This window comes from Sinomonas sp. P47F7, assembly GCF_049332655.1.
In the GTDB taxonomy this organism is placed as follows: Bacteria; Actinomycetota; Actinomycetes; order Actinomycetales; family Micrococcaceae; genus Sinomonas.
In genome coordinates this window covers 411,037-423,377 of sequence record NZ_CP186327.1, presented here as the reverse complement: position 1 = coordinate 423,377, position 12,341 = coordinate 411,037, and the positions used below count along the sequence as shown (strand labels likewise).

The following is a 12,341-nucleotide window of genomic DNA, read 5'->3' as shown; positions in this document are numbered from 1 at the left end:
TCCCGCAGGCGTACCGCCGCCGGACGGAGGGCTAGCCGGCGCACTCATCTGCGGTCCTTCCCTCCGGGGAAGGGCAAGATCAGGGCGATGACGAACAGGGCGATCATCGCCGCGATGACGAGGAGGTTCCCTAGCTGGATGGTGAACGACCCCCATCCGAGGTAGATCCCATCGGCCTCGAGGCGTGCAACGGACGCTATGGCTGACGCTGACGTGTCCACACCATTAGAGTCTGACTCGGACATCGCCTCTGCTAGGGAACTTTGTCCCGTTTCGGCTCCGGGATCGTCTCACTCCTCGGCCGATCGCCGGATGCCCGTGAGTGGCGACACCCATTGGGACGGGTCGGCCACCGCAAATCGACGGCCGGAGAGGACGTCCGGCACGATTCGGACGAAGAACGCCTTAGCTCCACCTTGCCAGGGGAAGAGGGGAAGCGCGACGGCGTCGACCACCTCTGCTGTTTCGAGCACCGGTTCGAGGGTGCCCTTGACGACGACGGACCATGCTTCATGAGTGTCTGGCAGGTAGCCGTCCACTTCGAACGTCACGAGCGCCTTGTCCATCGACGCTGCGAGCTTCGTGCCCGGGTCAGTGCGGAACAGGACTGTGCCGCGGTCCACGAGGTAATTGATCGGGAACAGCTCCGGGTGCTCCCTGCCTGCGACCGCCAACCTGCCGAGGACGGCCGTGCGCAGATGAGCCCAGCACGCCTCCCGCGAGAGCTCCGTGAGTGCGGGGTTTTTCGGCTTCTGCGTCGCCATGGCGAAAGTCTAGAACCGAGTCCGGTCAGCGCCCACCGACCAAGGTCCCGATGCCGTCCCTAACTCCTGCACTCCGGTGGGACTGGGGCCTAATGCTCTGTCCCTCCGGCCAGGCGCGGGCGAGACTCGTGCCGGAGGGAGGACGTGACGGACTATGGAGGACGACGGCGCCGCTCGCCTGAGGTTCCTCGGGGCGACAGACACGGTCACCGGCTCACGGTATCTCGTCGAGCATGGACACCGGCGGATCCTTGTCGACTGCGGCTTGTTCCAGGGCTACAAGATCGTCCGGGAGCGCAACCGTCGGCCGTTCCCGGTGCCGCCGGCCTCGATCGATGCCGTGGTGCTCACTCATGCGCACCTCGACCACACCGGGTATGTGCCGGCACTGGTGCGGGATGGCTTCCGCGGGCCGGTGTATTCGACGCACGGCACCGCGGAGCTGTGCACTCTCCTTCTTCCGGACAGTGGGCATCTGCAGGAGGAAGAGGCCGAGACTGCTTTGCGGCGGAAGTCGTCCCGGCATGAGACGCCGCGACCGCTCTACACCGCCGAGGACGCGGTGCGCTCACTCGGGAGCTTCAGCCCGCAGGCCTTCGACCGGCCTGTCGACGTCGGCGACGGGATGCGCGTGACCTTCCGGCCCGCAGGGCACATCTTGGGTGCATCGCAGGTGCACCTCGAGGCCGCCGGGCATTCGGTCCACTTCACCGGCGACCTCGGCCGCGACGACGACCCGCTCATGTATCCCCCAGCCCGGCTTGAGCGGTGTGACGTGCTTGTCACCGAATCGACGTACGGGGACCGTGCGCATCCTGATGAGGACGCCGAGCATGAGCTCGGCGAGGTCGTGAACCGAGTGGCGAAGCGGGGCGGCGTTGTCCTCATCGCCTCTTTCGCGGTGGGGCGCGCGGAGACGCTCATGCTGCACCTGTCGCGGTTGCTTCGAAAGCACCGGATCCCCGACATCCCCATCTACCTCAACAGCCCCATGGCGGTCGACGCGACGGACATTTACCAGCACCACCGGGAAGAACACCGGATCACAGATGCCGAGTTCCGCGAGATGTACAGATTGCCCATCATGGTGAGCACGGTGGACGACTCGAAGCTCCTGAACCTCCGCGGCGGTCCGATGGTGATCATCTCGGCGAGCGGCATGCTGACGGGCGGTCGTGTGCTGCACCATCTCGAGGCTTACGCTGACGACCCCCGCAACTGCATCGTCCTCAGCGGCTACCAGGCGGGCGGAACGCGCGGGGCCGCGCTCCAAAGTGGCGCGCGGACGCTTCGCGTGTACGGCCGGGACGTGCTGATCCGGGCCGAGGTGGTCAGCGTCGAGAATCTCTCCGCCCACGCCGACGCCGACGCGATCCTGCGCTGGATGAGCCACGCGGACGCACCGCCGCGCATGGCGTACGTGACCCACGGGGAACTCGGAGCCTCGGACGCGCTCCGCCGCCGGATCCGGCACGAACTCGGCTGGCCCGCGCGCGTCCCCGAATACCTCGAGGAAGTCAGCCTCGCCTCGCCACGGTAGCGAGCCGCGCCACGGTAGCGAGGCCGCTCCGCATGTTCCGTGGCAATGGCTCAGGACTGGCTGACGTGCCGCGGGATACTCGCGGAGACCGGTTGACCGCCCGGTAGGGGCGGTGTCCTGCTCCGGCCGAGAGCGCGCAGGGCGTTGAGGATGGTAGCGAGGTCCACGAGTTCCTGGAGCAGCGCGCCGGCCACAGGCGGGAGCGCACCCGTGAGGGCGACCGCCATGAGGCCGACGCTCAGGGCGATGCCGAGCCAGATGGATTGCAGGGCGACGCGGACGGTGTGCTGGGCGATCTCGACGGCCTTGGCCGTGCGAGTGAGGTCTTCGACGAGGACCACCGCGCCGGCCGACTCGCTGGCCGCGGTCGAGCCGCGGGCACCCATCGCGATGCCGACATCCGCGGCAGCCAGCACCGGCGCATCATTGACGCCGTCGCCGACCATGAGCACGGGACGCGGCGATGCGTGCCTGACAATCTCGACCTTGTCGAGCGGAAGGAGCTCGGCGCGGACCTCGGTGACACCGAGGTCCGCGGCGATGCTTCGAGCGGTGGACACCGCGTCGCCAGTGAGCATGAGGACATGAGCCGCGCCGGCCTCCTTGAGGCGCTCCAAGGTCGCCTGCGCCTCAGGGCGAGGCGCGTCACTGAGTACGATGACGCCGCCGGGCTCGCCGTCGACCCCGACGTAGACGGCGAGCTCCCCGGGGCGAAGGGCTGGCTCGACGATCTGCTGCCCAGTGGCGTCCTCGACGAAGGCACGCTTCCCGACCAGCACTTCGCGGCCGCCCACGCGAGCGCTGACGCCATTCGTCGCCACCTCCTCTGCCTCCTCTACAGGCAGCAGGGCAACGCCACGAGCTGTCGCAGCCGAGACGACTGTGGCGGCAAGGGCGTGCGACGAATATCGCTCTGCCGAGGCAGTCAGCGCCAGCAGCTCATCCGGGTCCAGACCGGGTGCCGGGACCACCGCGACGAGCTCAGGCCGGCCCAGCGTGAGCGTCCCGGTCTTGTCGAACGCCACCGTGCGCACGCGGGCCAGCAGCTCGAGGACCGCCCCACCCTTCACGATCACCCCGTTCTTGGACGCGCGGCTCATACCGCCCAGGAAGGCCACTGGGGCGGCGATCAGCAAGGGGCATGGCGTGGCCACCACGAGCACCTCGGCGAACCGGAGCGGGCTTCCAGAGAGCCACCAGCCCAGGCCTGCGAGGGCCAGTGAGAAGAGGGTGAAGGGGACTGCGTAGCGGTCGGCCAGGCGCACCACGGGCGCGCGGCTCTCCGCAGCCTGGCGCACGAGGGCGACAATCTGGGAGAACTGGCTCTCGGCGGCCGTCGTCGTCGCCCGCAACAGCACCGCCCCGGTGCCGTTGACGGAACCGCTCAGGACTGTCTCTCCTGCAGAACGCTCGGCGGGCAGGCTCTCCCCCGTGAGCGAGGACTCGTCGAAGACCCCGGCCGCGGAGACGAGGAGGCCGTCGACCGGGACCACCTCGTTCGGCCGAACCACGAGGACGTCGTCCACGCGGACTTCGTCGAGCCCGATGTCCTGCACCGAACCGTCCGCGGCCTGCCGATGCGCAACGTGCGGGGCGCGCTCCAAGAGGGCGGTGAGCTCATGCCTGGCACGCCCTGCCGCAAAGTCCTCGAGCGCGCCGCCTCCCGTGAGCATGAGCACGATGATGACGGCGGCGACGTACTCCCCGACGGCAAGGGTCGCCGCGATGGCCGTCACGGCAAGCAGATCGAGCCCCCACCGGCCGTGGACGATTTCTCGGACCATGCCGGCAAACGTCCACATTCCCACCGCCGCCGCGAACACTGCCGAGACGAGCGCCGATGCGAGGCCCAGCCCAACCCCTGCGAGGGTGAGCGCTACCGCAAGGACAGCCAACCCGGCGATGACCACGGGGTAGCGACGGACAGCACGGAGAAACCCCATGAGAGATCATGGGCCTCGACGGGCCGGAGCGTCCACCCTCGGGCCCAGATCCATAGGGCCCTGTCTGCGACTGACCGCCCGACCTAGACTGTGGTCATGCCAGCGCGGCCCATGCGATATCCGCTCGTGCACGAACTCTCCCCCGAAGAGTGCTGGGCTCGCCTACGGACCTCTGTGGTCGGAAGGCTCGCGATCCCCGGAGCGGAACGCCTTGAGCTGTTCCCGGTGAACTTCGTCGTCGACGACAGGACCGTCGTGTTTCGGACCGACCCAGGAACCAAGCTGACCGCGTCGAATCAGGAAGCCGCCGTGGCGTTCGAGGCGGACGGCTTCGAGCCGGCCACCAACGAGGCGTGGTCCGTGGTGCTCAACGGCATACTCGAGCCCGCGGTAGGCGCATCCGAGGTCGGCGAATTCCTTGAACGTCCGCTCTTCCCATGGCAGTACGGCGAAAAGGCCTTCGTGGTCCGCGTCATCCCGGCCCTCGTGTCCGGAAGGCAGTTTGTCGTCACCGACCCCGCCCGGTGGGCTTCCCATCTGGCCGGCCTCCGGCGCGCCGCTGCGGAATAGGGAAAGACCGCACCCAAGGGGGCCACCATGGCCAGAGTCCAGCGTCCCGCATTCGCCGCCCTCGGGCTCGGCATCGCGCTAGCCCTCTCGGGCTGCTTCGGCCCGCCCGCCGCCGCCCCCACGCAAAGTTCCTTCCCCGCCGTTACCGCGCCCCAAAGCCCCTCCCAGTCCCAACGCCAACGGGAACCTCGACAACGACACCGACCGCACCGCCGTCGTCCGCCGCGCCCAGGCCCAGCGCCCCGGCCCGGGCAACGACGCCTGAACCGCCGCCGAACGGCCTGCCCGAGCAGGTCGCCCCGCTGACCATCTACTACGTCGCGATCGGCGACAACGGCGCCTCGGGGACTCTGATCGGGTGCGGGGACAGACAGCCTGGCTCCGGACTTTGGTCCCTACCACTGGCCTTGGCGCGGGCGATCTACTGAGTGACATGGAGCCTTCGGCCGCCGAGGCCCCCGCAGACGGACCAACAGCGGAGGCGGATCCGCACGGTGCTGCCGACAGGCTTCTCCACGAACTCCACGCCGCACGAAGCGGCCTTTCCGAGCGGGAAGCCGCCAGGCGGCTCACCCTCTATGGGCCTAACGTCCTCTCCCGCCGGGGTGGCCTCGAATGGCCCCGCCAGATCCTGCGGCAGTTAACCCACCCCCTCGCGTTGCTCCTGTGGCTCGCCGCAGTCCTGAGCTACGCAAGCGGGTCCGGTCCGCTGGCCGCGGCGATTGTCGCCGTCGTGATCCTCAACGCGGCGTTTGCGTTCCTGCAGGAACGCCACGCCGAACGCGCGGTCGAGGCTCTCTCCGCGTTCCTCCCGCCCACCGCACGGGTAGTGCGAGGCGGCCAGGAGACCGTCCTCGAGGCGAGCGGCCTCGTGCCCGGCGACGTCGTCGTGGTGCGGGAAGGCGACCGCGTCTCGGCAGATGCGAGGCTCCTGGACGGCTCGGTCGAGATGGACGTCTCGACGCTCACGGGCGAATCCCTGCCCGTCCTGCGCACAGCTACGGCCGAATGGAGATCCGGCCGCCTCATCGACGCTCAGGACATGGTTTTCAGCGGCACGAACTGCACGGGTGGGGAGGCGACCGCCGTCGTGTTCGCCACCGGAATGCACACCGAGCTCGGCCGGATCGCGGCCCTTTCCGAACGGGTCGGGCACGAGAGCAGCCCGCTCGAGAGGCAGGTCACGCGCGTGGCGAAGGTGATCGCCGTCGTCGCGGTCGCGATGGGCGTGGCCTTCATCCCGGTGGGCACCCTCCTCGCGGGGCTCTCCCTCCACGACACCTTCAGCTTTGCGATCGGGCTGTTGGTCGCGAACGTCCCCGAGGGCCTCCTCCCCACGATCACACTCGCCCTCGCGGTGGGAGTGCGGCTCTTGGCCCGCGAGGGCGCGCTCGTGAAGCGGATCTCGGCGGTGGAGACGCTCGGCTCCACCAGCGTCATCTGCACGGACAAGACGGGGACCCTGACTATGAACAGGATGCGGGTCCTGAAGCTGTGGACCGCCGACGGGAGCCTTGAGCTGGGGGAAGCCCCGCACGATCCTGCTGCGCCGGGCTCGCCCGCCGCGAGGCTGGCCGCGGCGGCCGTCGCGTGCAACAACGCCTCACTCGGGGCCAACAGCACCGAAAGCGGCGACCCCACCGAGCTCGCCCTCCTGCACGCCGCTGCTCAGCTAGGCCAAGCGCCGGACCGCGCGGGAACAGAACGGCTGACCCAATATCATTTCGACCCCGTGCTGCGGCGCATGTCCACAATAGATCGAATGGACGACGGCGAGACTCGCCTTCACTGCAAGGGGGCACCGGAGGAGGTGGTGCCCCTGTGCATCGCCGTGGGAACCGCGGGAGATCGGACCGAACCGCTCACTCCTGGGCTGCGCGCCGTCGTCGCAGAGACCGTAGATACCTGGGCCGATCAAGGACTCCGTGTCCTGGCCGTCGCCGAGCGCAAGCTCCCGGCCGGGCGCGCAGGCGAACTGAGCCGGCAGGAGGCCGAGCAGGGACTGACCCTGCTGGGCATCGTTGCGATGCTCGACCCGCCCCGCCCCGAAGTCGCGGACGCCGTCGCCCGGTGTCACCGGGCTGGCATCCGCCTCCTGATCGTCACGGGCGACCACGGGCTCACTGCCCGAGGCATCGCCTCACGGATCGGAATAGGCGACGCCGGAATCCGCGTGATCAGCGGCCCGGAGCTCGACCGAATGCCCGAGGGCAGCCTCGACGCGCTCCTCGCCTCCAGGGACGAGGTCATCTTCGCCCGCAGCTCCCCCGAAGCGAAGCTCCGCATCGCGGACGCTCTGCAGGACTTGGGCCAGGTGGTCGCCGTGACCGGCGACGGTGTGAACGACGCCCCCGCACTCCGGCACGCGGACATCGGCGTCGCCATGGGCCGATCGGGCACGGACGTCGCACGGGAGGCCGCCACCATGGTCCTGACGGACGACGACTTCGCCACGATCGTCAGCGCCGTCCAGTCCGGGCGCCGGGTCTATGACAACGTCCGCAAGTTCATCGTCTACATCTTCGCCCACGCGACCCCCGAGGTCGTGCCGTTCCTGCTGTACGCCGTGGCCGGAGGGGGCATCCCGCTCCCCCTCACCGTCATGCAGATCCTGGCGGTCGACCTCGGAACCGAGACCCTTCCTGCCCTGGCCTTGGGCCGCGAGCCGGAGGATCCTGGAACCATGGACCGGCCGCCCCGCCCGCGCGGGCAGAACGTCATCGACGGGGCCATGCTGGGCCGAGCCTGGGGGCTCCTTGGGGGAGTTTCCGCTCTCCTTGTGACCGCCGGCTTCCTCGCCACCCTCCTCGCCGGCGGATGGCACTATGGGGCCGACACAAGCCAGGGCCCACTCCACGCGGTCTGGGTCGAGGCCACCACGATGACCTTCCTCGGGATCGTCGCCTGCCAGATCGGCACCGCCTTCGCTGCCCGGACCCAGACCGCGTCGCTTGCCCAGATCGGCATCGGCACGAACAGGCTGCTTCTGTGGGGCATCGGCTTCGAAGTCCTGTTCAGCGCCGCCATCGTCTACCTCCCGCCCCTGCAGGAGGTCTTCGGCACGGCCCCTCCGCAGGCGTGGCAGCTGCTCGGACTTCTCCCGTTCCCGTTCCTGGTATGGGGTGCGGACGAGGCCTATAGGTGGGCCCGCCGGAGCCGGGGCGGCCGTGACGACGCGCCCCGTGGGGCCGAGCGGGAGCCGGCGGGCAGTAACACTGCGGCAGCGCGCACCTCTCAGCCGCAGGGGAGAGCCACGGCATGATCAGCCATCTCGAGCGCTATGCACAGGTGGCCGAGACACTTGGACGGCACGGGCTTGGCTTCGTGTTCGGGCAGAGCGGACTGCATCGGAGGGCTCCGCGGCTTGGGACGCCTGACGGGCACGAGGGCCACACGAGGCCAGCGCACCTGCGTTTGGCCCTCGAGGAGCTGGGGCCCGTCTTCATCAAGCTCGGACAGGCCCTGTCGACCCGGCCCGATCTCCTCTCGAGCGCCTATCGCGACGAGCTTTCCCTGCTTCAGGATCAGGCACCCCCGGTCCCCGCCGCGGCGGTCGCCGAGACGCTCGAGCGCGAACTTGGAGGAAGGCCCGAGGAGGTCTTCGCCTCCTTCGACCCGGTGCCGCTCGCGAGCGCTTCTCTGGGACAGGCCCACGCGGCCACACTGGCAGACGGCACAGAGGTGGTAGTGAAGGTCCGCAAGCCGGGCATCGTTGAGCAGGTCGACCTCGACTTGGAGATCATCGCCAATCTCGCTGCGAGAGCTGTCCAGCACTGGGACGCCGCCGCCGACTACGATCTGGCGGGCATCGCCGACGAATTCTCCACGACGCTGCGGACCGAGCTCGACTATCTGGCCGAAGCCAGGAACGCCGAACGGATCGGTGCCAGCTTCGCCTCCGACCGAGGAATGCACATCCCGCGTGTCTACTGGGAGACCACCACGTCCAGGGTGCTCACGCTCGAGAGGATCCGGGGCATCAAGGTCAGTGACCTCGATGCTTTGGATGCGGCGGGAATCGACCGTCGAGCCCTCGCCAGCCGATCGGCGCAGTCCGTGGCCAAGATGGTCTTCGAAGACGGCTTCTTCCATGCCGATCCGCACGCCGGAAACCTCTTCATCGAACCAGACGCCTCGATCTCAGGAGGACGAATCGGCCTCATCGACTTCGGGATGGTCGGAAGGATCGGCCGTGAACTCCGCGACACGCTTGCCGAGCTCCTGATCGCGCTCTCGCGCAGGGACAGCCGCGCCGCGGCCCGGGCAGTCGCAGACATGTCCGCGGGCCGGGGGCGCGCCGACCTGGTCCGGCTCGGCGCCGATCTCGCCTTGGTCACCCGCCTGTACCAGGACAGGCCGCTGGCCGAGGTGCCTATCGGCGCCGTCGTCAGAGAGCTGACCGCGGCCGTGCGCAGGAACCGGCTCCAGCTGCCGCGCGAACTGGCCCTGCTGCTGAGAATGCTCGTCATGGCCGAAGGAATGGGGGCCACACTCGATCCGGGCTTCCAATTCGCAGCCGTCATCGGCCCTTACGCAGAAGCGCTGGCCTACGAACGCTTCACGCCCCCGGCGGTCGCCCGGCGACTCGCGCACGCGGGCGGAGAGCTACTGGACGCTGCAGCCCGCATCCCCCGCCAGCTGCACGCCATCGAAGACGCCCTCGAGCGCGGCGGACCGGAGCTGACGCTGCGTCCCGAGGACCTCGATCGGCTCACCGTCCACCTTGATGCTGCCGCCCAGCGGATTGTCGCCGCCACCCTGGCCTCGGCCTTCATCCGCGGCATCGGCGAGATCGTCGCCGCCGAGCCCCAAGGTCGCGCCCAGGCACTCAGGCGGGCGCTCGTCAGCGCCGGCTTCGCCTCCGCCGCTACGCTCGCCGCCTATTTGGCCTGGACCGGCCGCCACCGCCGCCGACCGTGAAACGGCTGCCTGCGCGGCCTCGAAGGCGGAACCGGTGGACCGCCTCGATACCCGCGCACCCCGCGAGCGCGATGCCCGAGCCCAGCGCACCGAACCATACAGGTGGCGCTGCGAAGTCCAGAAAGCCAGCCGCAGACGGGATCAGATAGAAGACGAGGGCGGAGGCAGGCATCGCCGCAACCACGACCCGCCGCAAGCCGGAGAGCGGCCTGGCCTGACACGACAGGACCCACACGCCCACCGCGGTCAGGCAAAGCGTCGCCACGGTCCGGACCTGGGCTGCCTCGAGCCCGGCGTCGTCGCCGACGGTCGCGACAGCGAACAGGCAGACTGCGACCACGGCGCCGTTGGGGAGCGCGAAACCGACGGCGCGCCGCAGGAACCCCGGGGCATAGGGCCGCTCGTTGTGCAGGAGCGCAAGGAAGAACGCCGGGATCCCGATCGTGAGGCCGTCCGTGACCGACAGCTGCCTCGGAAGGAAAGGGGTTTCCACGAGCAGAACTCCCAGCAAGGCCGAGAGCAGCATCGCGTACGCGGTCTTCGTCAGGAAGAGCACAGCGACGAGTTCGATATTGGCCATGACCTTCCGGCCCTGGGCGACCACGTCTGGGAAGTGCGCGAAGGAGTTGTCGAGGAGGACAATCCGCGAGACTGCCTTCGTCGCGGCCGAGCCCGAGGCCATGGCGATGCCGAGGTCGGCGTCTTTCACGGCGAGCGCGTCGTTGACGCCGTCGCCCGTCATGGCGACCGTGTGGCCCGCGGCCTGGAGCGCGTGCACAAGGCGTCTCTTCTGGTCGGGCGTCACCCGCCCGAGCACGCGGTGGCCGACGACCTCTCGGGCGAATGCGTCCGGGTCCTCGGGCAGCTCGCGCGCGTCGAATCCTGGCCCGGCGTCGAGACCCGCGGCGCGTGCGACGGCTGCGACGGTCTCTGGATGATCGCCCGAGACCACGCGGACCTCGACGCCTTGGGCGCGGAAGTACGCAAGAGTCTGGGCCGCGTCGGGCCGGAGTGTCTCGCGGAAGGTCAGGACAACGGCGGGGCGCAGTCCGTCCGGAACGCGCTGAGCATCGCTGTCCTCTTCGCTGAGGGGCGAGGGCGAGTGCGCGAGCAGGATCGTGCGGAGGCCCGAGGCTGCGTGTTCCTCCGCTCGACTCATGGCCGCGGCCCCGTCGTGAGCTGCGCCAGCCGAGGATGAGCCGAGGTCGAACTGTGTCAGCTCGGCGATCACGTCGGGGGCACCCAGCACCCACGTTCCCCGAGCCGAGCCCGTCAGGGTCGCGGCGCTCCACTTCCTGGCGGAGGAGAAGCCGATCGACGCTGTCGAATGCACCCCGTCCAGCGCGGGGAAGCTCTCGCCGAGGCCGCGTGCCGTGGGACCGCCTGACTGATCGGCGCCGAACCACCCGAGTGCGGCCGCCCACGCCGGTTCGGGGATCGGCTCACGGCCACCCACGGGGAATACGCGATCGAGGACGATCTTCCCGTCGGTGAGCGTCCCGGTCTTGTCGAGGCAGACGACATCGACGCGGGCCAGTCCCTCGACCGCGGGAAGCTCTTGGACGAGGACGTGCTGACGCGCCAAGGCCACTGCGCCGACTGCGAACGCGACGCTGGTCATCAGTACGAGGCCCAGAGGGATCATCGCGATGACCGCGGCCACGGTGTCCACGGCCGCTTCTCGCCATCGTCCATCTCCGAGGGCGGCTGCCCAGCCTCCTTGGACCTGCACCTGGGCGTTGAGCACCAGGACGCCCAACGGCAGCACTGCCCATCCGATCCATCTCAGAAGCCGGTCGACAGACTCGTGCAGTTCGGATCGGACCAAGGAGAAGCGGCGCGACTCGGCGACAACGACCCCGGCGTAGGCCCTCTCGCCCACCGCGGTGACGCGACCGAATCCGGATCCGCCGACGATGGCCGAACCGGAGAGCACTGTCTCGCCCTCGACACGCACCACGGGCTCGGCCTCGCCGGTGAGGAGCGATTCGTCCACGTCCAGGTGCTGTGCACTCAGGATGAGGGCATCGGCGGCGGCCTGGTCTCCCGCCCGGAGGACGAGGACGTCGTCGAGCACAACCTGGTCGGGGGTCAGCTCGTGCTCCTGCCCGTCGCGAAGGACGCGGGCCGTCGGGGCGCTGACGATGCTGAGCCGGTCGAGGGTCCGCTTCGCTCGGAGCTCTTGGCCTGCCCCGATGACGATGTTCGCGAGCGCGGTGAGTCCGAAGAGCGCGTCCTGCCAGCGGCCCAGGACGAGCAGGAGGGCGAAGCCAGCCAGGACTATCGCGTTGAAATACGTCAGTGCATTCGAGCGCAGGATTGCCCAGAAGCTGCGACTCGTAGCGGCGGCCCTGCGGTTCGTCGGTCCCTCCTGGGACCGCTCTGTCGCCTCGGCGGAGGTCAGCCCGAGGGCCGACCCTGGCCGGGGGTCCCGCGGTTCCATGACCCAAGACTAGGCCGATGCGACGCCGGGGGCACCCCGTGCATCAACCCCGTTCCCCGCCGCGGCCTCCGAGCCGCAGCAAGGCACTTGGTCCCTTCTCCCGACCCAGAGCGACGCGCAGACTGGCGTTGAAGGCTCGGCGGGACCAGATAGGGCTATGG

8 protein-coding genes are annotated in these 12,341 nt (G+C 69.3%); 4 read left to right on the top strand and 4 right to left on the bottom strand.

Annotated features, from left to right (window positions below; genetic code table 11):
* Positions 1 to 44: 44 nt before the first annotated feature.
* Complete coding sequence (locus ACOKR1_RS02120) at positions 45 to 221, bottom strand: hypothetical protein (RefSeq protein WP_422935127.1); 177 nt, start codon at positions 219 to 221, stop codon at positions 45 to 47.
* Positions 222 to 290: 69 nt separating this feature from the next.
* The gene (locus ACOKR1_RS02115; RefSeq protein WP_422935126.1) at positions 291 to 764 is read right to left on the bottom strand and encodes a pyridoxamine 5'-phosphate oxidase family protein; all 474 of its coding nucleotides are present in this window, start codon (positions 762 to 764) and stop codon (positions 291 to 293) included.
* Positions 765 to 918: 154 nt separating this feature from the next.
* Here ACOKR1_RS02115 and ACOKR1_RS02110 point away from each other — a divergent pair, with 154 nt between their 5' ends.
* The gene (locus tag ACOKR1_RS02110) at positions 919 to 2,304 is read left to right on the top strand and encodes an MBL fold metallo-hydrolase (RefSeq protein ID WP_422935125.1); all 1,386 of its coding nucleotides are present in this window, start codon (positions 919 to 921) and stop codon (positions 2,302 to 2,304) included.
* 50 nt (positions 2,305 to 2,354) lie between these two features.
* Here the strand turns inward: ACOKR1_RS02110 and ACOKR1_RS02105 are convergent, their stop codons facing one another.
* A complete protein-coding gene (locus ACOKR1_RS02105; RefSeq protein ID WP_422935124.1) occupies positions 2,355 to 4,247 on the bottom strand; it encodes a heavy metal translocating P-type ATPase in 1,893 nt (630 codons plus the stop codon).
* A gap of 96 nt (positions 4,248 to 4,343) precedes the next feature.
* Between ACOKR1_RS02105 and ACOKR1_RS02100 the strand changes: the two genes are divergently transcribed.
* The 3 genes from ACOKR1_RS02100 to ACOKR1_RS02090 all read left to right on the top strand — a co-directional run bounded on the left by ACOKR1_RS02100 (position 4,344) and on the right by ACOKR1_RS02090 (position 9,737).
* Complete coding sequence (locus tag ACOKR1_RS02100; RefSeq protein ID WP_422935123.1) at positions 4,344 to 4,817, top strand: pyridoxamine 5'-phosphate oxidase family protein; 474 nt, start codon at positions 4,344 to 4,346, stop codon at positions 4,815 to 4,817.
* 433 nt (positions 4,818 to 5,250) lie between these two features.
* A complete protein-coding gene (locus tag ACOKR1_RS02095) occupies positions 5,251 to 8,079 on the top strand; it encodes a cation-translocating P-type ATPase (RefSeq protein WP_422935122.1) in 2,829 nt (942 codons plus the stop codon).
* Positions 8,076 to 9,737, top strand: a complete 1,662-nt coding sequence (locus tag ACOKR1_RS02090; RefSeq protein WP_422935121.1) for an ABC1 kinase family protein — start codon at positions 8,076 to 8,078, stop codon at positions 9,735 to 9,737. The genes ACOKR1_RS02095 and ACOKR1_RS02090 overlap by 4 nt, the downstream gene beginning before the upstream one ends.
* Here ACOKR1_RS02090 and ACOKR1_RS02085 read toward each other — a convergent pair.
* Complete coding sequence (locus ACOKR1_RS02085; RefSeq protein ID WP_422935120.1) at positions 9,685 to 12,180, bottom strand: HAD-IC family P-type ATPase; 2,496 nt, start codon at positions 12,178 to 12,180, stop codon at positions 9,685 to 9,687. The two genes, ACOKR1_RS02090 and ACOKR1_RS02085, sit on opposite strands and share 53 nt — an antisense overlap.
* Positions 12,181 to 12,341 lie beyond the last annotated feature (161 nt).